Consider the following 22,244-nt stretch of genomic DNA (forward strand, 5'->3'; position numbering starts at 1 on the left):
CTCATTGCGAGGCGCTCCCGTGGTGGGATGCAGGTATGAGTCTAGAGAACCCTGACCAAGCGCCAACTCGGCTAGCAGATCTTCGGGTGCACTATGACCAGGGTCACCTCGATATCGGTGATCTGCCTGCTGACCCACTCTCGGCTTTCCAGGTTTGGCTGGAGGCAGCTGTTGCTGCGCAGTTACCTGAACCAAATGCCATGGTCCTTTCAACGGCGGACCAGACCGGCCAGCCAAGTAGCCGCACCGTTTTGTTGAAGAACGCTGATGAACGCGGCTTCATTTTTTACACCAACTTGCAATCGCGAAAGAGCCGCGAGATTTGGGAGAATCCCCACGCCTCTGTTGTCTTCCCGTGGTTTGCCATGCACCGGCAGGTGTGTGTCTCTGGTTCAGCGTCGCCAATTAGTCGAACGGAAGCCCAAGAATATTTCAGTACGCGTCCGCGTGATTCAAAAATTGGTGCGTGGGTTAGTGAGCAGTCAACAGTGATTACAGATCGGTCGATCTTGGATGCGCGCTTTGATGAACTTTCGCGCAGGTATCCCCAAGACATCCCCATGCCGGATCACTGGGGTGGTTGGTTAATCGTTCCGCGCACGATTGAGTTTTGGCAGGGAAGGCCATCGCGGCTGCATGACCGACTGCGTTTTCACCGCACGATCGAATCCGGGAAATTCAATGATCCCAGTGCGTGGGCTGTTGAACGACTTTCACCATAAAGATTTAGCGGCCCAAATAATTACGTGCAAGCATGGTGATCAACTGATCCACACTCATGCCACGCTTGTCTGCTTCATTCTTGAGAGCTTTGCGAATTGATTTGGGAACCTCAACGTTGAGTTCAACAAGTTTGTCGCGCTTAGGTCCAAGTAACGCATCCGATGTTGCACCAGTGCTCAACGGCGCGCGCTCCTCATGGTCGCGGGGCAAGGTTGGATGCCACACTGCATCTGATGCTTTGCCAAGAGCCGGGCGCGGAGTGGGATCGAAGGCAGGCTTGTCGGTACTCATCGCGTTACCTCCGTTGAAAAACGAATCGGCATGATTTCGTTATAAAGCGCGTCAAAGATTTGTGCTAACTCAATTCCAGCCGGTGATTCCCACGCATGGATCGGCATACCTGCAGCCTCTGCTTGCTGGATTGCATTGCGTTCTGGAACAAGTGTTTGGCTGACGAGTGTTCCGTAGTTTGTGCGCAACTCTTCAATGCGGTGGCGTTGTTCTGCAACAGATGGCCGTGCCTTATTAATGATGATGGCCTCTGCCTTCATCAATGGGTTTGTTGAACTCCGGATAACTTCGACGGCTTCTAAAGCTTGTTCGGCGCCGCGAAGTGCGAAAAATCCAGGTTCGGTCACGATCAGTGCGCTGTCACTCGCGCTCAACGCATTGCGGGTGAGTTCGCCAAGGGAAGGAGGGCAATCAATGAGAACGCAGTCATATGAATGCGGCAAGCTTGCCAATGCTGCGCGAAGCCGAAGTGATGAATGGCGACCCTCAACGGTGTTGCGATGTTCAAGGGAACGTTCAGAGGCAAGGACATGAACGTTTTCGCCCCAAGGTGAAATATGGAGGGCATCGGAAGCAATACCTGGACGAGCGTCAGCAAGTACGTCGTTCACCGTGAAGGTCGGCTCATCAACACGTAAGCCCATGCTTGCATTGGCCTGAGGGTCTAGGTCGATAACCAGAACTCGATGTCCTCGGTTCCAAGCAGCGCTGGCTAAACCCAATGTGACAGATGTTTTGCCAACCCCGCCCTTCATGGAAACAACAGAGAAGGTCGGCATAGCCAGCAATCGTAGGGGTTGGTAGTTAGCGGATCTCCTGATAGGCAGCCAGTGCAGTCAAGCGTTCAACAGCATGATCGACGATGCGCTTGGGGTACCCATGGGCGTAGCCGTCAGGTTGATCCCATGGTTCATGGGCCGCACTGCCGGCCAAATGCCGCAACTCAGGCAGGTACTTGCGCACGTAATCACCGTCGGGGTCGAACTTCAAGCCCTGGGAAATTGGATTAAAGACTCGGTAGAAGGGCGAAGCATCTGTTCCACAGCCCGCAGTCCATTGCCAGCCATGCACGTTGCTGGCCAGGTCTGCATCACGCAGGTAGTACATGAATTCTTTGGCGCCTCGTTGCCATTGAATATGTAGGTCTTTAATCAGGAAACTTGCTACGACCATACGTACGCGGTTGTGGATCCATCCCTCGGTGCGAAGTTGGCGCATGCCTGCATCGACTAACGGAAAACCGGTTCGACCCAAAGCCCATGCTTCAAATGCGCGATCCGCTTCAGGGCCGTGCGCCCAGTCCATGTTGTCGTACTTGGCATTGAGCGAAGTATTCACGGATGTTGGTGCTTGGAAAAGTACGTCGGCATAGAACTCTCGCCAACATAATTCCTTTCGAAAAACTTCATCTTCATCATCATGTAATTCAGCGAGCAATGATCGAGGATGAATCTCACCCCAACGCAAGTGATGGCTGAGTTTGCTCGTGGTGTTGAGATCTGGTCGGTTACGTTCACTGGCATATTGGGCGAGGTTGTTTTCGCGATAGTGCATCCATTGTTCCCAAGCTGCTTTTTCTCCAGCAGGTGGCAAGGTGATGTCTGAAAGCGTTGGTGCTGTTGGCCTTCCCTCGCATTCCATTGGCATGAGCCACGTGATATCTGCGGGAACATCAGCAGCTGGCGCACGCCAACCGTGAGTCATCCATGCCCGATAAAATGGAGTGAAGACTCGGTAAGGCGTGCCATCGCTTTTTGTCACGCGGCCCGGTGCAACTGCATATGCAGAACCTGTGCGAACGAGTGGAGTCTTTCCAAGTGCCTTTTCAACCTTGAGATCGCGACGCATTCCATATGGCGCGTAGTCGGCTGCGATGTGCACACTCGTGGCAGCTGCGGCTTTCGCAACTTGGGGGAGGATGACTGCAGGATCGCCATGACGAATCAATAGCGACCGGTTCATGCTCGCACCGAGCGAGTCGAGAGATGCGACTAAATAATTTTGACGAACCGGTCCGGCCTTTTCCCAGAGCACTGGATCAACGACAAAGAGCGGCACCACTGCACCGTCTCCATCAGCCATGGCAGCCTCATATGCGCCAAGAAGGGCAGGATTATCGAGAAGTCTGAGATCACGACGAAACCACATGATTGTTGGCACCGGATAAGGGTATTGGTATGGGGGAGAAAGCTTTTCTGCCAAACTGAATATGTGATCAGCGCAGCCTTCTTTGGGGCACTTTCATCAGCCACATTGATTCTGGGTGCGCTCTTGGCTTATGCATTCAAACCGGCACCCAAGGTGACCGCCGTCGTGATGGCATTGGGTAGTGGCCTGCTCATTGGTTCAGTTGCCTACGACTTAGTGGCAGATGCTCAAACATCCCTTTCCATGACTGCAGTGGCTATCTCGTTGCTTGCGGGCGCGATGGTCTTTGTTCTGGGCAGTCGGGCCATTGAGCGCCGTGGCAGTTCACGGAAGAACCCGCAACCTGGTCAAGAAGACCCCAGTAACCCCATGGCGATCGTGCTGGGTAGCGCATTGGACGGAGTCCCGGAATCCTTTGTGCTTGGGTTGAGTGTGCTCAGTGGTGGTGTGAGCATGCCGCTCTTGCTTGGCATTGGTTTATCGAACGTTCCCGAAGGTATGGCTGCATCGGCAGGTCTGCGCGAGCGAAAGTGGCCGCTTGCCAAGGTGTTGTTGTTGTGGTCTGCCGTGGTGGTGACCAGCGCAGGCAGTGCCGTGCTGGGTCATGAAGTTCTGGCATCAGATGACGGAACCTGGACAGGTGTTGCCCAGACCTTTGCGGCTGGCGCTCTGCTGGCGATGATCTCGGACACGATGTTGCCGGAGAGTTTTGCTATTGAACGCCTGTGGACGGGCGGGCTCGTCGTGGCTGGCTTTTCCCTATCCCTGTTGATCGCTGCACTCCTTGGAGCCTAAGGTGAGGGTTACCTCACTTAAGCAATGAAAGGAGATGGGTGTGAGTGCACTAATCGATACCACTGAAATGTATTTGCGCACCATCTTTGAACTTGAAGAAGAGGGCATAGCCCCAATGCGGGCGCGCATCACTGAACGACTTCACCAAAGTGGACCCACGGTTTCGCAGACCGTTGCTCGAATGGAACGTGATGGCCTTGTTGTTGTAACGCCTGATCGCCAACTTCAATTCACCCCTGCCGGTCGCGAAGCTGCGATTAGTGTGATGCGTAAGCATCGGCTCGCAGAGTGTTTATTGGTGAATGTCCTTGGACTTCCATGGGAAGACGTCCACGCTGAAGCCTGCCGCTGGGAGCATGTCATCAGCGAGCCGGTGGAATTACGCTTGCTTGAGATCTTGGGTCACCCAACCGAATCGCCATATGGGAATCCAATTCCTGGGTTAGATGCACTGAACCCCGCGGTCGATAGCGCTCACGGCATGGCGATGCAGTCACTCACAGAAGCAGTTGGAAAAGAAGCCTCCAGAGTGATCGTGCGCAGAATTGCGGAGCCAATTCAAGAGAGCGCAACAACGATGGTGCAGCTACGGCGGGTCGGAGCGATTCCTGGATCAGCTGTGATGGTTCAGCGCACTGCCGGCGGCATCAGCATTGGTAGCGCGGGTGAGTACACAGAACTCAGCGACGAACTCGCACAGCATTTGCTCGTTCACGCACCTGAATAGTCGGATTACCCAACATCAAGTTGCATGCGATACGGCATACCTGATTTGTAGCCTTCACTCAGTTTCACACCGAGCATCTGGTGTAGCTGAATAGTGTTGAGATCAAAACCCATGCGCGAAGCAGCCATGTAGAGCCGCCACACGCGAGCAGTGCCTTCACCCGCCTCAGCCACAGCTTCGTCCCAATGTGTTTCGAGATTTTCGCACCAGTGCTTGAGGGTCAAGGCATAGTGCTCGCGAAGATTCTCTTGATGACGAATCTCAAAGCCTGCTGCATTCATTGTGCTCATGATGTGCCCAGGGCCTGAGAGTTCACCGTCAGGAAAGACATAGCGATTAATAAATGAATCGTTGTAGTGCGAAGGTTCGTCATCATTAGGACGAGTGATGGTGTGATTCAGCATGCGTCCCTCGGGCTTGAGTTTGCCGTATAGGAATGAGAAGTAGGCGGGGTAATTTGCGCGTCCAATGTGCTCTGTAAGACCGATAGACGACACAGCATCGAAATCCGTTTCGGGAAGATCGCGATAGTCACTGAATCGAACCTCGGCGCGGTGACCAATGCCATCTCGCTCAATTGCTGCTTGTGCATATGCTGCTTGTTGCTCGGAAAGTGTCACACCAATGGCGGTGACACCATAATTTTTTACAGCATGACGAACCATGCCGCCCCATCCGCAGCCAACATCGAGCAATTTCATACCCGGGTGCAAACCGAGTTTGCGACAAACGAGATCGAACTTGGTTTCTTGGGCGACTTCTAGTGAGGCATGTTCATTGGGAAAGACAGCACAGGTATAGGCCATCGAAGGGCCAAGAACCCAGCTGTAAAACAGATTTGAGACGTCATAGTGATGCTGAATCGCATCCGCATCACGATTCTTTGAGTGGCGACGACCTGAAAGTCTGCGCTCTTGCGGAGGTGGTGTTGGGCGTGAAAGTACATACGGCAAGAGGCTCTTAGCCAGCTTGGCTTTTTCTTTAAGCCCAATGTGTGAAGTGTCGATTGGGTACAGGCGCGAGAGTGCTACGTATGGATCGCCCACAATCTCTAAGTCACCACTGACATACGCGCGGGCAAGTCCAAGTTGTGACGGCGCGGTCGCGATGTATTGCGCGCCGCGAGGGTTGCGAAGTTCAAGTGCTACTTCCGCATCACTTGGCCCCGCGGTTGAGCCGTCAAAGGCCCTGAATGCAACACCGCGATCTTCTGGAACGACAAAAGCAAAAACATCTGCAAGTTTCATCGCTGTTCAACCACCTTTTCGTACAGTCCCAATAGTCTCCCGTGCGGGTCATATCGATCTTTGAGGGACTGATAGTCGAAACCCCCATAAATCGACCAAAATGTTTCGCGTTCGTAGAAAGCCGTGGAGTACAACGACTTTCGACCATCCAATCGTGTCACTTCTTCTTCAATTTTTCGATTGAAAAAGCCAGAATTTTTGTCGATTCCGTCAGGCATGGCAACGCTGGACCAAAAGCCCACATTGACGTACATCTGCTGGGGATCGAATTCATACAGAGGCCAACGGACATTGGGATCGCGTTGTTTGAGTGGGCAGATCCAGATTGGTTCAATCCCAATCTCGCGATGAAAGAATTCAAGAAAATCGGGTAACTGGTCAAGGGGCACTTCGATGTCTTGGACGACAGCCTCACGTTGAGGTTTACGTTGCAAGGAATTCAATGTGCCCGAAATATCGTATTTGTGATCTAGCGCAATCAATTTCCAATAGGCATCGCTACGAAGTTTGGATTGAGGCCACAGCTTCCTGATGATTGATTTCTGTGCACCAAATGCACGTGAACACCAAAACCAGTCGGTATCCCATCGCCAGAGGTAATCCAGAATCGTCAGGTAGTCATCTGTGCGTTGCTGAATTGAGCGGTAGTAGATCCCCTTTTTTGTGTAGTCGCTAGCTGATGTCCCTGAAGGAAGTTCAGGAACCATCTCGCCAAGAGTGAGGTAATGCTCATGGTCAGAAAACACGGTTCCATCAATGAAATCAACGCGATTTCCAGCATATTCATGTGATTCAGTAATCATAACAATTGCATTTGTGAGAGCAGCTGCGCTTTCGAACCGAAGGTGACGTAAGTGCACGAATGGCTGGACTGGCTCGAGTTCAATCTTGATGCGAAGTGCGTACCCCAATGATCCGTAGGAATTAGGAAAGCCATAGAACAATTCGCGATTGGGATCATCAACTGCTCCGCTGACCGTGAGAACCTCACCACTGCCCGCCAAGATGTCCATCTCAATAACTGACTCATGGGGAGTTCCATTACGAAAACTGGCCGCCTCGATTCCTAGTCCGGTGACTGCACCACCCAACGTGATGGTGCGCAGCTGCGGCACGCACATCGGTATGAGGCCATAGGGCAAGGTTGCTTCGACGAGGTGCTCGTAAGTGGTCATTCCAAGAACCTGAGCAGTGCGCTCTTCCTCGTCGATTTCGAGTACTCCGTCGAAGGCAGCAACATCAAGGCCAGGTCGGGCAAGTTCTTGGCGTGGTCGAAACAGGTTTGACGTGCGTTTAGCGAGTCGAATTGTGGCACCGTCAGGGATAGCGTCATATTGCAGGCGAAGGCGCCCAAGCAGGGCTTGGTAGCGACTGTCGGCTGCAGGCGAAAGCACGAAAATACGCTACCGGTTTCTGGCGTGCTTGCACAGAGTCAGTCTTGAGGGATGATGGGTGCGTGAAACTTTCTCGCTGGCTGCCTCCGGTCCTTGGCTTCGTTGTTTTTCTCATCACGGTGCTAGGCCTTGGCCTGATCGCTGCGGACTGGACTTCACGGAATCTTGAAATGCGCGCGTTGGTGAGTGCGGTCGAAGATTCTGAAGATGCGATGAAGTGGACTGACGATCAGGTGCAAAGCACCATCAAGCAGTATGGATCCAATGGCAAGTTGAACACGGCAGATAAGAAGAAAGCATGGGACGCGCTTTCAGAAGCGGCCTACGCAGGCGAATTTGCCATTGGTGCTGCCGGCGATGAAGTTGCCGGTGTCACCGTGTTGCCATGGCACATAGACATCTTGAATGCACAAGCTGCCTACCTTGCACACAATCAAGCGTGGCAGGCATATATGAAGGCCGCGACCGATGATCCAACTCAGCTATTCAAAACTCAGCCAGACATCAATGCGACCTTTGAGGCGGCCCAACCTCTCATGGAAAAGGCAGTACCAATTCCTGCCCTCTTTGAACTCAAAGATCGTGTTGCCGCAATTTTTGCTCCAGCACCTGATGCAACACCAACTGGTCCAACTCAAGAAGTAAAACTCACGACGAACGCGAGAATTGTTTCTGCCAGTTACGCATCCACTCGATGAAATCTTGTGGCGCGATTGCTGGCGAATACAAGTAGCCCTGGGCAAAGTCGCAACCAGCTTCCTGCAATAGATCGCGTTGTTCCTGCGTCTCTACGCCTTCAGCGATAACTCGCAGGCCTAGCTGATGAGCCATAGCAATCATCGCCTGAACAAGAACAAGTGAGTCAGAGCTCGGGGAGAGTTCGCGAACAAATGACTGGTCGATCTTGATCCAGTCAGCATCGAGACTCTGCAAGTAGGCGAGTGATGAATAACCGGTGCCAAAGTCGTCAATCGCGAATGACAATCCGGCATCGTGATAGGTATCAAGGTTGGCTCTAACAGTTTCGTTTGCGTTGAGCAAAAGCCCTTCAGTAATTTCAATGACAAAAGCTGAACCTGGCAGTCCGGTTTTATGAATCCGTTCAAGTCTCAACATGTGTTGTTCTGAATTAACAGCGAGTTCAACAGGTGACATATTGAAGCTAATTTGGAATCCTGCTTCGAGCTGTCTAACTTGGTGGGAAAACGCAATTGATTGATCGGTCACGAATTCGCCGATTTGTGAAATGAGCCCTGAGCGTTCTGCCAGAGGGATAAAGAGCCCGGGGCTAACCGAGCCGCGAACAGGATGAATCCAGCGGGTGAGGGCTTCGGCTTTCTCCACTGAGTTGTCACTGAGGTTAATGATTGGTTGGAAGTACACCAACATCTCATTATTCGCCAATGCGCTCCTCAGATCATCAATGAGCTGCATCGTTTGTGCGGCTTCAGTCTGCATCTCAGGATGGAAGTAGCTCACCTGTCCAGCACCGCGGGTTTTTGCTGCGCGCAAAGCGAAGGATGCCATTTGGGTGAGTTCAAGAGGGGATAATGAATCGTCAGGGAAAAGCGAGACGCCAATACCCGTGGTGATGTGAATAGTTTCGCCGCCCACCATGAACGGTTGCGAGAGTTCATTCAAGATCTGGGAACACAATCCATCAAGACTCATGCCGGAACTCTGTTCAGTGTGAAGCATGGCAAATTCATCTCCACGAAGTCGGTACACGTTTGTGCTACCCCTGGCTATCAGCGTTAAACGTTCAGCGACAGCGTGCAATAGAAGATCACCAAAGCGGTGCCCGTATGCGTCATTAACTGCACGGAAACCGTCCAGGCCAATGGCGAGAAGCGCAACCTTTGAATGGGAGTTTGTTGCTTCAGAGCACACTTGTTGAATGTTGTTGTCCAACAAGTTGCGGTTCGGGAGTCCCGTTACAAAATCTTCACGTGTGGCATTCACGCTGCTTATCACCGCAACGTAATAGATGATGAGGCCCGCTTCATCTCGAACAGTCGTGAGTGTTTCGGCTTCCGGTCCTACCTGGCCATCTTTGTGGCGGTATACAACCTCTCCACGCCAGAAGTCATGGCGGGTGAGGTAATTGCGAATATCTGCAAACAACTTTTCTTGACCAGGCTCAATAGCCATCTGGTTAACGTGATGGCCAAGGGCCTCTTCTCGCTCGTAGCCAAGAAGTGAGGTAAAGCCTGGATTGACGTCAATGATGATTCCTACAGGATCCAAAATCATGACAGCGTCATGAGTTGCACCAAACACGCTCGCGCTGACTCGTAGTTGCTCTGCTTGATGCAGTTCAGTGCTCACGTCATTAAAACTGCCACGCCACAACACCGTTCCGTCAGCTATTGGAGTGGACACCGCTTCACCAAGAACCCAATGCTGGGAACCATCAGCATGCTGAATTCGGAATGTTTCACGTCTGCTCGTGGCAACCGTTACTGAGCCATCAAATATTTCACGAATACCAGAACGGTCATCGGGGTGAATCTGATGAATGAGTGCCATCGGATCATCGAGAATTTGTGTTGCGGTGATATTAAAGAGCGGTTCAGTTCCGGCACTCACATAGAGAAAGCGCCCAAACCCATGTGGATCTTGTTGGTATTCAAACAGCACGCCTGGGATTTGTGCTGAAACAGAGGCTAGGCGTTCATTTAATTCACGGCGTCGTTGCAACAGGCGAATGAGCGTGAACACAAGAAAGGCGATGAAATAGTGCAATTCCGAAGATTTCGGTAAGAATTAAGGGCTGCGTATCCAATGCTGGGCCGGCAACCGCTAATTCCCATCGAGTGTCGAGCGGCTCTAATGTGAATATTGAAGCGGCGGGATTGGCGAAGACGTCGGGATTCCCCCAAAAGGTGTTAGCAGGGGAGCCATCAGCATTGACTGTGCGTAGCGCAAAATCCACCTGGCTATGCACTGGGATAGCAGCTTGTTTTTCCAGGAAGGCGTCAACATCTAAAACAGTGCTGACCAGACCCCAGTAGCTGCCATCGTTCTTAAAAACTGGATAACGATAGATAAGCCCACGACCTCCTTGCACCAAATCAACGGGGCCGATGAGCCGCGGCAGTTTTGAAGCAATGATGTTTTGAATCGCAGGCCATTGCGCGGGAATGTCAGGGTAATAAAGGCCAAGTGCTGCTTCGTTTCCAGTAAGCGGGCTCACGTAGGCGATCCGATTAGCAGGGGCGACTGCGATATTTCGGATATTTGTTGAGTGCGAGACGATGCGATCAAGGAGATCTGAGAACTCTTGTTTATTGAGTTTTCCGTCGACGCTCTCGACGTACGACTCAATACTGTGAGTGAGGTAGTAGGACGGTAAGAGAGCGTTATTCACGCGATCGGTGAATTGATCACCAAATTCTTGGACCACTTGTGCAGATCGTTCTTCCTGAGCTGTGCGTTGAACATGAGTGATCGTTTGAGTGATTCCCAATCCGACGGCTAGGACGAGGATTGAGGCGATCCAGCGAAGGAGCGCAGATGCGCGAAATCGAGCACGAAGGTTCATGTCAAACCTCCGTCTTTGCTCTGAGCACACCCATGCCGCTGTGTGGTTGTTTCACCAGCGTACTCAATTGAGTCACCTAAGAACGAGTGACGACAAGATTGGATAGTCCAGATTCGGGAGTGCGCCCCTGAGGGGTTGCAGCACTGACAGTGAACCTAAAACTGCCGGGAGAAAGTTTGGTTGTGCAGGTCAATGGTGGCGTAGTGCGCGAGATGCGGCAGATGACTTTCCTGCGTTGGTCAAGAACTCGGTACCCAGTAACGACAGGGTAGTTCAGTGGCTGCAGCGCAATCTTTACCGTGGTTTTGCCTGCAATTGCTGTCGGTGGACGCGGGCGTATAGGTGTTGCAGAGGGTGCGGTTGCCGCATCCCCTTCGTTTTGGCTGTTGATGCTTCTGACCGTGAGTTGATCAGTGCTGTCAACGGTGCAATATGGCTGCGTTGAAGTGCACACTGCCTTTCCTTCTGCATTACGCACTTCGTAGTTGGTCGCATAATCTGCAGCGAGCCTTGGGGTAGCCCACCACACCGTCGTTTTCCCGTTCATTGACGTAGCAATGATATTTTGCGGTGCTGACGGAATTGGCGGATATCCCGCGGCGGTGAGGGCTGGATTCAGCACCTCTAAATAGGTGATCGCAGCGAAACCTTCAGCAGTACGCGGCTGGGCATTGCAATTACCGCCAGCGATATCACCGATGAGCAATGTGGATGCCTCGGATGTCACAAACTGCGGTGCTCCGCTATCGCCAGGGCATGTGTCAACACCATTAACGGGGTTGGACCAGGTGACCCAGCCGTTTGTTGCACGTCGCTCAACTTGAATTTCGCTGAGCAAAAATGTGCCACTGCGAGGGATCGCGGGCGCAGTATCAGTCAAACTTGTGATTCCGTACCCGACGATCTGCGTTTCACGCTGTGCCTTGGCCCATCGTTCAATTTCCGTGCGGTCAGCTAAACGAGTAAAAGGCGAGGTTGATACGAGATCGGTATCGAGCACCACTGCAGCGATGTCATTGCCGACAACGAGTTTTGATGCCTCAACATAATTTTGACCAAGGTAGGCATTGAGTACTCGCACACGAGCAGCGCCGACAGGCCCCGAGGCGTAAACAAGTGGCGAGTTGACACCAGGTGGCATGACGAAAATGCGCGAACTGGCGGCGGGTGTTCCTGACCCACTGTCAGTAAGGCAATGTGCGGCCGTCAGCAGCACGCGTGGTTTCCAAATTGCAGCGCTACACATCTCGTAGTTAGTGGTGCCCAGCACGATGAGTTGGGCCGTATAGGGCTCGCCTTGGGCGGGGGTGCCCTGCATCAAGCGAGGGGCCGCAACCGATGTCCCGGTGATCATCGATAGGCCAAGAGCAGCAATCAGCAGGCTCGCGACTCGAGGTTTCACTTCCGCAGAATAAGTCGCGGACCTTCGGGAAACCAAAGATGGGTCGATAGTCCCTATCCAAGGCGAGGATTTCCTAAGAATCTTGGATCTAGGCGCTCGCAGCAACGGCCAATAGATCTTTGCCTCGGCGCTTTAGGCCTCCCGCAAGGGTGGAATCAGTATTTAGCCCCTCGCGACCAGGCGGGGGGCTAAATACTTGCCGGTTATTCGACTGGTCCGTGACCAATAAGTTTGGGGTGCACGTCAAGTGGCTCTTCCAGTTCTTCTTCCGTTGGAACTTCAGCATCAACATCGGAAGCATGAATAGTGTGGCGCATAGCCCAGATGGCCCAGGTGCCGAATGCAATCAAGATTGACCCAATGACAATCCAAGCAAGCACAGTAGGAAGCTTGGTGAGATTCAACATGATGAAACCGATGAGAGCTGCTGAAGGAATCGTGACGATCCAAGCCAAAACCATGCGTCCGACAACTTTCCAGTTCACGCCCTGACCTGAGCCCACGCCTGCACCAACGATCGATGTTGCTGCTGCGTGAGTAGTGCTAATTGGCATACCCATTGCAGTAGCACCGAAGATGGCTGTAGTGGCGCCAATATTGGCTGCAGCACCCGAAGTTGCGTGCAGGGTTGTGATCTTCAAACCCATCGTTTCGATAATCTTCCAGCCGCCCCAAAGAGTGCCGATTGCAATTGCGGCGTAAGCACTGAGTGCTACCCATTCAGGAACGAGAACAGTCTTGCCATCTTCAGCCATCGAGGTGTAGCCAGCTCCCAGCAACAATGCGGCAATAACGCCCATGGTCTTCTGAGCATCGTTAGCACCATGACCAAAGGACACAGCGCCGGCTGTGATCAGCTGAAGTCCCTTGAAGACTGGGTGGTCATCTCGCATCTTGAACATTCGCTGAATTGCAAAAACTAAGTACATCGCGATGAACGCGATGGTGAAAGCAACTGCAGGTGAAAGAATGATTCCGAAACCGGCCTTCTGCACACTTGCCCAGTCAATAGCGTTAAGTCCGCCAACAGCGAGACCTGCACCAACAAGACCACCAATAATCGCGTGGCTTGAGGATGAGGGCATACCGATGCGCCATGTGAGGTAGTTCCATGCGATCGCAGCGAAAATTGCAGCGAAAGTCACGGCTACTCCTTCCGAATCTGTTTTCACGGTTTTTGCGATGGTGTTTGCAACTGCAGTACCCACAACAAAGTACGCAGCGAAGTTGAAGAATGCGGAGAATGCTGGTGCCCACTTGACTGGGAGAGCTCGTGTTGCAACGACTGTTGCGACCGAGTTTGCTGCGTCGTGGAAGCCATTGGTGAAGTCGAAAACCAATGCAAGTACGCAGAGGGCAATGACCGCGAGAAGCAGCATGTCCATGGGGTGGCGTCTCCTTGAATAAAAGCCCAGGTGACTACCTGGTGACACTAAGTGAACTCAAAGTGAACAAATGAAGGGGGTGGAGAAGGTGAACAGCAGATGAACGAAACTCAAATTTCTCAAATTTTGTGAGGGAATTCTGGCATGTCGTTCAAATGAAAGTGGGCGCTAGCCGAAGCCAACGCCCACTCGAGTCAAGTTCGATTAGTCAGTAATCAAACCAGTGATCGTGCCAAGCAAGGTCTCAACTGTGAAGTCTGAGGTTGGAGCATCTTTGACGACCTTGCCCAAGCGCAGCACCACGATGCGGTCAGTGACCTCCATGATGTGCGGGAGAGTGTGCGAAATAAAGATCACGCCCAGACCTTGAGCCTTCGCGGTGCGAATGATCTGAAGCACTTCACCAGCCTGACGAGCACCCAAATGGTTGGTGGGTTCGTCAAGGATGATCACTTTGTTTGCCCAGGCAACAGCGCGACCAATGGCGACTGCCTGTCGTTGACCACCAGAAAGCTGAGCGACTGAACGATTGGACTGCGGAACAGCAATGCCCACTCGCTCAAGTTCCTTGTGCGCTTCGCCATCCATCTTCTTTTGCGCCAAGAAGCCCATTTTTCCAAGGATGCCCGGCACGGTTTCTTCACGACCAAGAAACACATTTGCTGCAACGGAAAGTTGCGGCGCCAAACTTGAGTCTTGGTACAGAGTTTCGATTCCAGCCTGAAGGGCTTCATGTGGTGACTTCCACTTACGCTCCTGACCATCGAGCAGAATTTCACCGCTCGTTGGTTGATGCACGCCGGACAAGCACTTCACCAAGGTTGATTTACCAGCGCCGTTGTCACCTACAAGGCCAACAACTTCACCTGGGTAAAGCTGCATCGTGACATCGTCGAGTGCGGTGACAGCGCCGTACTTCTTTGAAATATTACGCACTTCGTAAATTGGCTGATTCACGACGCTTTCCCTTCACTCTTGCGAAGACCTTGGATGGTGACAGCCACCGCAATCAAGACAGCAACCACAACCTGCTTCCAGTTTGGATCAACGCCAATGATGATCAGACCTGAGGTGACAGTGGTGAGAATGAGAGCGCCAAGAATGGTGCCTGAGATGCGACCAACACCACCTGAAAGTGATGCACCGCCGATCACCACAGCTGCGATTGCGTAAAGCTCAAGCCCAAGACCTGACGAAGGGGCACCGGACCCAAGACGTAGGTAGTAGAACATGCCCGCAGCGCCTGCAAGTGCGCCGGAAAGGATGTAGATCTTCGAGGTCTGGCGGTAGACGCTAATACCAGCAGCGCGTGTAGCAAATGGGTTAGAGCCAAGTGCAAATGTGTATCGACCAAAGCGAGCCTTGTGAAGGAATGCCCAGGAGATAAAACAAATAACGATAACGATGATGATCGGCGTTGAAATCGGTCCGAGCCACGGCACAGAAAGTTGGATGGCCTCAGATGGGCCACCAGCGATAGGTCCGCCACCGGTGAAGACAAGCGCAAGGCCAGCAGCAGCTCCAAGGGTGACCAAGGTTGCGATAAACGGCACAAGTTTGGCGTAGTTGATCATCACTGCATTTAAGATCCCAGCGACACAACCAACGGCAACGCAGACAAGCGCTCCAATGACGAGCGTGAGGTAAGGCGTCATCCCGCCTTCAGTGAGGGAGCGCATCGCGAAAGCACCAACAACACCGGACAATGTACAAACGGAACCGACAGACAGATCGATTCCGCCACTGACGATGACAAAAGTTTCAGCAAGGGCGACAAGTACAAGGGGGCCCCAGTCAGCAAGAATGTTGCCTGCTACGCCAACAGAAAAGAAAATGCGGTTGAACGCGGTGAACACCGCAATCATTGCCAACAGAACGAGAAACAAAATGAACTGTTGATTCGTCACGAATTCTTTTAATCGTGAGGGTTGCGTGGTGTGAGTTGCGGTAGTCACGCGATTCCTTCCGTTCTGTTTATGCCGAAAATTTGATCCTAGTTAGCAATCTGGTCGGTGAATGCCGAAGCACTCACCGACCAGATCAACCTAGCCCTACTTATGCAACGTAGGTGTACTTCTTGAGATCTGCTTCTGTGGTGTTTGCATCGAGAACAACGTTAGGAATAACAACCTCACGCTCGGTCACGGTGCCACCACCAATGGTGGTGCAGATGTTTTGGATTGCAAGCTTGGCTTCAGCGCCTGGATCCTGTGCGATCAGAGCAGTGAACACGCCATCCTTGATCAACTTCACGTTGTCTGGGTAAGCGTCGTAGCCAACAAGAGCAACCTTGCCAGTCAAGCCCTTTGCCTGCAGAGCTGCAGCAGCACCGGTTCCGTTGGTGCCGTCAATTGCGAAGATGCCGTTGAGATCTGGGTACTTGGTCAACCAGTTGTTTACGTTGGTGTTTGCCTTTGCAGAGTTTGACTCTGAGTAAGCAACGTCAACGACCTTGATGCCTGGGTAGTTAGCCTTGAGTGCTGCTTGGAAACCTTCGAGGCGAGCAACGTTGGTGGTAGCAGTCTTTGAGGTAAGACCAACGACAACCTTGTAGCTCTTGCCATCTTCGTAGCCAATCGCGGTTGCAATTGCGTCAGCTGCCTTTGAGCCACCATCGGTGTTGTCGCCGGTGATGAAAGCAACAGTCTTCGAGATGTCACCAACGCGAGTATCGACGTTCACCACTGGAATACCAGCTGCGATTGCCTTGTCATTGCCTGCCTGAAGTGCGGTTGGGTCGGTTGGGATCAACACCAGACCTGCTGGGTTGGTTGCTAGCACCTGATCGAGCACTGGGATCTGGGTAGCTGGTGAGTATTCCTTGTCACCCTGCCAAACCAAGGTTGCGCCCTGTGCAGTTGCTTCTTCCTGAGCGCCGACCTTCATGGCGTTGAAGAATGGGTCAGCAACTGCGCCCATCACGAATGCAATGGTCTTGCCCTGGCAAGCGCCCGTAGCTGAAGTGGCGGTGTCAGTTGTTTCTGAGTCGCTGCTTGAGCAAGCTGCAAGAAGCATGGTGGTCGCGCCAGCGACGGCAATGAGACCAGCCGTTGAGCGCTTCATGTTTGAGATTCCGAACATAGGTAAGGAGTCCTTTCGAGGGTGTGCCAGTCGATGTCTGACAACGTTGTCAGGCAGTTCTATTACCCCAAATAGCCCCTTGTCAACGGGTTTTTCAAAAGATAGACAAATTTATTTTGACAACGTTATCTTTAGGCCTGATCATCAGGCAATAAAAGCGAACGAAAGGGACAGATCAACATGTCAGTGAACGCAAATGTGGAATTTTCCACGCGTTCGCGTCCCACGATGAAAGAGGTGGCGGCCCTTTCTGGAACCAGCTTGAAAACCGTCTCCCGCGTAATGAACGAGGAAGCTGGGGTCTCCCCAGAACTGATTAAGAAGGTCAAACAGGCAGCGCAATCACTGAACTATCAACCAAACTTCACGGCAAGTAGTTTGCGCCGAAGCGACGGCAAAACCAACACCATTGGGTTGCTGCTCGAAGATGTTGCAAACCCCTTCTCGTCTGCATTGCAACGTGCGATTGAAGAAGTTGCACGTGAACGAGGCGTAGCAGTGCTTGCAGGCAGTGTTGATGAAGATCAAGCACGCGAACGTGAGCTTGCGGCTGCATTTATTTCTCGCCGCGTCGACGGACTTATCGTGGTACCCGCTGGGCACGATCAGTCGTACTTACAAATCGAAAAACAAACGGGAACACCAATGGTGTTTGTCGACCGACCACCATCACTACTTGATGCGGATTCGGTACTTTCGGCAAACCGTGAAGGCGCAAAGCATGGTGTGCAACATTTGATTGACAATGGTCATGAGCGTATTGCGTATTTAGGTGATCTTGAGACCATCACCACTGCTGCCGATCGCCTTGCTGGTTATCGCGATGCGCTTGAACGTGCTGGCATTGAATACGATCCGTCAATCGTAAAACAAAATCTTCGTGCAAGTTTTGAAGCTGAACGATTCACTAACGAATTGATGGCATCTGATTACCCACCGTCAGCGATATTCGCCAGTCAGAACTTGATCTCAATTGGTGTCATGCAGGCTTTGCATCAGGCTGGCTTACAAAACACCATTGCTCTAGTGGGTTTTGACGACATCCCCATGGTTGATCTCATAGCACCAGGGCTCACCGCAATTATTCAAGATGTTTCTGGTTTGGGCAAAGCTGCAGCAGAAATGCTCTTCGACCGTATTGATGGCGAACAGCACGCATCGCAACACAAAGTACTTGATGTTGCACTTGTTATTCGAGGCTCTGGAGAAATTCAGGGACCTGTTCGTCGCTCGTAAATCCATCAACATCACCACGAAAGGCCGCACCATGGCACAGCCGCTCTACCTCATAGCAACGATCCGCCCGATTCCTGAACATCGCGATGCTCTCATTCAGGAATGCAAAACATTGGTCGATGCGTCGCTTCAAGAGCCTGGCTGCGAGTTATACGACCTCGTTATCGGTGAAGGTGATGATTACTTCACCATGATGGAAAAGTGGACAACCAAGGCACACTGGGATGATCACATGTTGACCGCGCACGTTGCTGCGATGGGCGAGGTTGAAAAGAAGTACTGCCTCGAGCCAAATCAGTTGAAGTTCTTGTTGCCTGCCTACTAATGCGCAACCGCGAAAGCAGCCGCGCTGTCACCAGCAATGCGGCCAAAGGCAAAACAGGTGGCCGTCGGATTGCCGCCTATTGACATCGGGCCAGCCAATCCGCCAGCACATTCTCCGCCGGCAAAAAGTCCTGGAATCACCTCATGTTGGGTATTCATGACTTCACCATGTGCATTGACTCGAGGTCCAGCGCCGGTAAACCCAATTGAGGACAGGCGAATCTCCGTTGCATAGAACGGGCCTTGGCTTATGGGGCGGAGCACAGTCGAATCCTTCAGTTGGACTGAATCAAATCCGGATTCAACATCCTCGTTGTATTTCGCGATTGTTGATGAAAGGTGCTCAAGTGAAATTCCCAAGTCGTCCGCAAGGTCATTGATTGACGGGGCTTTCACCATGTCGCCCTTGTCGACCATTGCGTCAACAACGTCTTCAACCCAGTCTGGATGTAAGCGACGCTTTGGTGCACCTTCGACTGGGCGAGCGCCAGATGGGCTGTAGTCCAACTTGGCGGCTTCATCAAAAATCGCGTACACAGGCGCTACGGCTGCATTGAATGCTCCATGCATGGCGGCAATACCCGCCGTCTCATCAACAAAACGACGCCCAGTGGCATCGACCAGAATCAGGTGGCCAGGCAAGGCTGGGTTTGAAACCTGCACATATCCAGGTCGAATGGTTGCTTCGTAGTAATCGCGACCCGTGATTTGCGCACCAACAGATTCGGCAAGCGGGATTGCATCTCCTTGTGCATACGGGGCAAGTTCGTCTCCGCCGACCGGTAGCACCCAGTCACCTGCGAGATTGGCAAGCTCTGGCATCCATACATTCACGAGTTCCTTGTTGCCACCCATGCCACCAGTCGCAAGCACCACTGCCTTTGATCGCAGTTGTTCACCAGCAGCCTCGATGCCCACCACTGATCCGTCTTCGACAATAAGGCGATCGACTCTGTGGTTCAGAGCGAAATCGACACCTTGGGCGCGAGCAAGTTTGGTGAGAACATCAATAATCTGCTGACCACCGCGGGTGCGGTGAATGCGAGGGACTTCAAAACTTTCATTTGGAACGACGCCGCGAATTTCTACACCATTGTCGGCAAGCCATTCGATTTCTTTGCCGGCGCCTTCGCACAGAGCCCAAGCGACGGATGCGTCGAGTCGGAATGCATTGAGACGCATGTACTGATCGAACATGGCCTTGGCCGAATCTTCGATTCCGGCCTCACGCTGAAAGCGCGTTCCCGCCCCCATGATGTTCGACCAAGAAAAGCGGCTGCGCCCACCGATTTCGCCTTGTGCTTCAACCACCAGAACTGAACAGCCACTTGAACTGGCAGCAACCGCGGCCCGCAAACCAGCAAAGCCACTACCCAAAACGATTACGTCAACATCGGTCATGTGTGGCTCTCCAGAACTCAAGTGTGAGGTTTCTTACGGGTGCAATCTTAGTGATGAGGTCGCTTTCCACCGTTCTCCAAGTCTGTGAGTGGTTGAATGCTCGTACCCACACAAATGGGCTGCAATTCGCGCACGAAACCTTGGAGGAATGGTGTCGCTCACCCTGCGTCGCAACGATTACTCATTGACAGACGAGCAAGGCCAACTTGTTGACATGTTGCGGGATATTTTCACCGAACAGTCACCGATCGATGTTGTGCGTGCAGCTGAACCGTTGGGCTTTGATCAGAAGCTTTGGGACACCGTGAAAGAAAACGGCTTGGTCACCATTTCGGTCCCTGAGAGTGCAGGTGGCGACGGCGGTGGCCTCGTTGAACTGGTCTTAGCTGGTATTGAAATCGGCCGCACAGCAGCACCAGTTCCGCTCCTTGATCAGGTGGTGGCATTGCGTGCCTTCGCAGCGCTGAGTGCCGCCGGCGCAGATCTTGCAGGATTCGACATGGATGCGGCGCTCGCTGGTGACTTGATCGTCAGTGTCGCACCAATTTCTACCTGGGAGCTTGGCTCCCAATTGATTCCAAGTGGTGCTGTAGCTCATGCAGTACTTGCTTTCAAAGACAACTCGATTATTTTGATGACTCGCACAACATTGGCACCGCAAGCGCAGAACGAAGGTTGCGCACCGGTGGCGTGGTGGAGTCCAACCGATGCAGATGTCACCACCACGACTGTGCTCGATGGGGATCAGGCACAAGTCATTTGGGAAATCGTGCAGCGCGAGTGGCGCATTGCCACTGCTTCATCGCTTGTGGGTTTGTTGGCGATTTCCAGTGAAATGGCACGCGCGTATGCGCTGGATCGCAAAGCCTTTGGCGTGACGATTGCGAAGTTCCAAGCGATCTCGCATCAACTCGCCGACATTCACATGGATGTGGTGACCGCCCGCAATATGACCCTGAAGGCTGCGTGGCTAACAGAGAACGAACCCGAGTACCGACCAGAACTTGCTGCGATGGCAATGGCGCACGCTACTCGTGCAGCCCTTCGCAGCACAACGAAAGCTGCGCACGTGTACGGAGGCATGGGCATCACCCTTGAAGCTGATATCAGCCTCTTCTATCGAAAGGTCACCTCGTGGTCTTTGGTCGGTGGCGGAATGCGCAGGGATCTCGAAGAGATCGCACGTGCAATTGATACGCGAGCAGCCGAACTTCAACTTCAGTCTTCGAATCGATAGGTGGATCTGACATGGACTTCAGCCAGGTTGTATTTACGCCAGAACAACTCGCATTAGAGAGTGAAATTCGCGCGATCATTGAAGCGAATTGGACTCCGAACTATGCGCACATCGCCGTTGATCATGATCGCATGCCCGTAGAAGTACGCATGGAATTTGCCAAGCGAGGCTTGTTGCACCCAGATCTTCCCGTGGATAAAGGTGGCGCGGGTCTTGGCGAGTTGGAATTAGAAATGATCGCGGCCATTGCCGACGAATATTGGATGCCAACTAACGCTTCTAACTCAATGTTGATCCCAACCCTAGAAAAGCACGGGTCTGATTGGCTGAAGGAGCATGTGCTTCCAGGTATTCGTCGCGGGGAAATCACAACTTGCCTTGGATATTCGGAACCCGACAATGGATCAGACGTCGCTGCGGCTACAACCAAGGCAGTTCAAGACGGTGACACTTGGGTGATTAACGGTCAGAAGATGTGGACCACATGGGGTAACGAATCTGATTATGTGTTCTTACTTGCTCGAACGGGCCCAGTGGAAGAAAAGCACCGCACACTGACCATGTTCCTTGTACCGATGGACGTACCTGGTGTGGAAGCTACGCCAGTGTGGATTCTGGGTCGCGGGCGCACAAACGTGACCTTCTATACCGATGTGACAATTTCTGATCAGTATCGCGTTGGGCCAATTAACGAAGGCTGGAACGTGATGTCCGAACCGTTGGCCACCGAACATGGTGCGGGTGTGGAAACTCAAGGCGTAGCTCCCGTCAACGGAACGATGGGCCAGACCTTCTCGCGCGTGTTTGAGAAGTTCGTTGATGCGTCTATTAAGTGGGCCGCTTCGCGTAATACTCCCGATGGCAAATCACGATTAGAAGATCCCGTCACTCGCATGGCTATTGCCGAAGCAATGTTGGATCTTGAAATGTGTTGGAATGCTGAAGGTGAACTTGGCAAACCGATGTCAGCCGAAGCACTTTCACGCAATGCCGATCGCATGGCAGACATCGCAGCGCCTGAAGGGTTACTCGACTTTGGTGTCGATGGCAGCGTCTATGCGGGCAACATCTCAAGTGAACGCCAACATGCGCCAGGTACTTCTGTCTACGGCGGCACGACTGAGATTTACCGTAATAACTTGGCGCGTCGACTCGGGTTGCCAAGGCCGTATTAGTTCAGCGGAAATACAACTGTGGCGGGCCCCGAAAGGGACCCGCCACAGTTGTATTAATGAAGTTGAATTACTGGTAGATGACCTTGCCGGTCGTGGTGTCGATGTACTTGCCACCGCACGTCGTTTTTGGATCA

Annotated in this window: 20 protein-coding genes and 1 pseudogene; 8 read left to right on the forward strand and 13 right to left on the reverse strand. The window is 52.5% G+C overall.

From position 1 onward, the window contains the following. The first annotated feature begins 35 nt into the window (after positions 1 to 35). Positions 36 to 722 (forward strand): pyridoxamine 5'-phosphate oxidase, encoded by a 687-nt coding sequence (gene pdxH / locus PHN51_08360; protein ID MDD2818789.1) that lies wholly within the window; start codon positions 36 to 38, stop codon positions 720 to 722. Between the two features lie 4 nt (positions 723 to 726). Here pdxH and PHN51_08365 read toward each other — a convergent pair whose 3' ends face one another. The 3 genes from PHN51_08365 to PHN51_08375 are packed head-to-tail and all read right to left on the reverse strand — an operon-like array spanning position 727 to position 3,174. Continuing rightward, on the reverse strand, positions 727 to 1,014 hold the full coding sequence (locus tag PHN51_08365; protein MDD2818790.1) for a hypothetical protein: 288 nt from the start codon (positions 1,012 to 1,014) through the stop codon (positions 727 to 729). After that, entirely contained in the window at positions 1,011 to 1,793 is a 783-nt protein-coding gene (locus PHN51_08370) for a ParA family protein (GenBank protein MDD2818791.1), read from the reverse strand. Before PHN51_08370 ends, PHN51_08365 begins: the two co-directional genes overlap by 4 nt. 25 nt (positions 1,794 to 1,818) lie before the next feature. Continuing rightward, positions 1,819 to 3,174, reverse strand: a complete 1,356-nt coding sequence (locus PHN51_08375; GenBank protein ID MDD2818792.1) for a deoxyribodipyrimidine photo-lyase — start codon at positions 3,172 to 3,174, stop codon at positions 1,819 to 1,821. Positions 3,175 to 3,225: 51 nt separating this feature from the next. Between PHN51_08375 and PHN51_08380 the strand changes: the two genes are divergently transcribed. Next, positions 3,226 to 3,957 (forward strand): hypothetical protein, encoded by a 732-nt coding sequence (locus PHN51_08380; GenBank protein ID MDD2818793.1) that lies wholly within the window; start codon positions 3,226 to 3,228, stop codon positions 3,955 to 3,957. Between the two features lie 40 nt (positions 3,958 to 3,997). Continuing rightward, positions 3,998 to 4,402 (forward strand): annotated as a pseudogene (locus PHN51_08385) (metal-dependent transcriptional regulator). A 287-nt stretch (positions 4,403 to 4,689) separates the two neighbouring features. On the opposite strand, the gene PHN51_08390 reads toward PHN51_08385, so the two are convergent. Both PHN51_08390 and PHN51_08395 read right to left on the reverse strand, forming a co-directional pair. Then, on the reverse strand, positions 4,690 to 5,931 hold the full coding sequence (locus PHN51_08390) for a class I SAM-dependent methyltransferase (GenBank protein ID MDD2818794.1): 1,242 nt from the start codon (positions 5,929 to 5,931) through the stop codon (positions 4,690 to 4,692). After that, on the reverse strand, positions 5,928 to 7,325 hold the full coding sequence (locus tag PHN51_08395; protein ID MDD2818795.1) for an FAD-binding oxidoreductase: 1,398 nt from the start codon (positions 7,323 to 7,325) through the stop codon (positions 5,928 to 5,930). Before PHN51_08395 ends, PHN51_08390 begins: the two co-directional genes overlap by 4 nt. Positions 7,326 to 7,387: 62 nt before the next feature. Between PHN51_08395 and PHN51_08400 the strand changes: the two genes are divergently transcribed. Then, a complete protein-coding gene (locus tag PHN51_08400) occupies positions 7,388 to 8,023 on the forward strand; it encodes a hypothetical protein (protein MDD2818796.1) in 636 nt (211 codons plus the stop codon). On the opposite strand, the gene PHN51_08405 is transcribed toward PHN51_08400, so the two are convergent. From PHN51_08405 to PHN51_08435, 7 genes are all read right to left on the reverse strand, one after another. Further along, the gene (locus tag PHN51_08405; GenBank protein MDD2818797.1) at positions 7,974 to 10,070 is read right to left on the reverse strand and encodes an EAL domain-containing protein; all 2,097 of its coding nucleotides are present in this window, start codon (positions 10,068 to 10,070) and stop codon (positions 7,974 to 7,976) included. The two genes, PHN51_08400 and PHN51_08405, sit on opposite strands and share 50 nt — an antisense overlap. Continuing rightward, entirely contained in the window at positions 10,009 to 10,869 is an 861-nt protein-coding gene (locus tag PHN51_08410; GenBank protein MDD2818798.1) for a CHASE domain-containing protein, read from the reverse strand. The genes PHN51_08405 and PHN51_08410 overlap by 62 nt, the downstream gene beginning before the upstream one ends. A gap of 76 nt (positions 10,870 to 10,945) precedes the next feature. Then, the gene (locus tag PHN51_08415; protein ID MDD2818799.1) at positions 10,946 to 12,271 is read right to left on the reverse strand and encodes a trypsin-like serine protease; all 1,326 of its coding nucleotides are present in this window, start codon (positions 12,269 to 12,271) and stop codon (positions 10,946 to 10,948) included. 203 nt (positions 12,272 to 12,474) lie between these two features. Then, complete coding sequence (locus PHN51_08420; GenBank protein ID MDD2818800.1) at positions 12,475 to 13,656, reverse strand: inorganic phosphate transporter; 1,182 nt, start codon at positions 13,654 to 13,656, stop codon at positions 12,475 to 12,477. A gap of 204 nt (positions 13,657 to 13,860) precedes the next feature. Next, positions 13,861 to 14,613: an ATP-binding cassette domain-containing protein gene (locus PHN51_08425; protein MDD2818801.1), complete on the reverse strand. Its 753-nt coding sequence runs from the start codon at positions 14,611 to 14,613 to the stop codon at positions 13,861 to 13,863. Next, complete coding sequence (locus PHN51_08430; GenBank protein MDD2818802.1) at positions 14,610 to 15,611, reverse strand: ABC transporter permease; 1,002 nt, start codon at positions 15,609 to 15,611, stop codon at positions 14,610 to 14,612. The genes PHN51_08425 and PHN51_08430 overlap by 4 nt, the downstream gene beginning before the upstream one ends. 100 nt (positions 15,612 to 15,711) lie before the next feature. Then, positions 15,712 to 16,719: a substrate-binding domain-containing protein gene (locus PHN51_08435; protein ID MDD2818803.1), complete on the reverse strand. Its 1,008-nt coding sequence runs from the start codon at positions 16,717 to 16,719 to the stop codon at positions 15,712 to 15,714. Positions 16,720 to 16,917: 198 nt separating this feature from the next. Here PHN51_08435 and PHN51_08440 point away from each other — a divergent pair, with 198 nt between their 5' ends. After that, the gene (locus tag PHN51_08440) at positions 16,918 to 17,973 is read left to right on the forward strand and encodes a LacI family DNA-binding transcriptional regulator (protein MDD2818804.1); all 1,056 of its coding nucleotides are present in this window, start codon (positions 16,918 to 16,920) and stop codon (positions 17,971 to 17,973) included. Positions 17,974 to 18,004: 31 nt separating this feature from the next. Continuing rightward, a complete protein-coding gene (locus PHN51_08445) occupies positions 18,005 to 18,298 on the forward strand; it encodes a putative quinol monooxygenase (protein ID MDD2818805.1) in 294 nt (97 codons plus the stop codon). Here PHN51_08445 and PHN51_08450 read toward each other — a convergent pair. After that, complete coding sequence (locus PHN51_08450; GenBank protein ID MDD2818806.1) at positions 18,295 to 19,698, reverse strand: FAD-dependent oxidoreductase; 1,404 nt, start codon at positions 19,696 to 19,698, stop codon at positions 18,295 to 18,297. The genes PHN51_08445 and PHN51_08450 overlap by 4 nt on opposite strands. A gap of 148 nt (positions 19,699 to 19,846) precedes the next feature. Here PHN51_08450 and PHN51_08455 point away from each other — a divergent pair, with 148 nt between their 5' ends. Together PHN51_08455 and PHN51_08460 are read left to right on the forward strand one after the other, a co-directional pair. After that, positions 19,847 to 20,935, forward strand: coding sequence for an acyl-CoA dehydrogenase (locus PHN51_08455; GenBank protein MDD2818807.1), 1,089 nt, complete (start codon positions 19,847 to 19,849; stop codon positions 20,933 to 20,935). 11 nt (positions 20,936 to 20,946) lie between these two features. Then, positions 20,947 to 22,110, forward strand: coding sequence for an acyl-CoA dehydrogenase family protein (locus PHN51_08460; protein ID MDD2818808.1), 1,164 nt, complete (start codon positions 20,947 to 20,949; stop codon positions 22,108 to 22,110). Positions 22,111 to 22,244 lie beyond the last annotated feature (134 nt).

This window comes from Candidatus Nanopelagicales bacterium (assembly GCA_028687755.1).
Lineage (GTDB): Bacteria > Actinomycetota > Actinomycetes > S36-B12 > S36-B12 > UBA11398.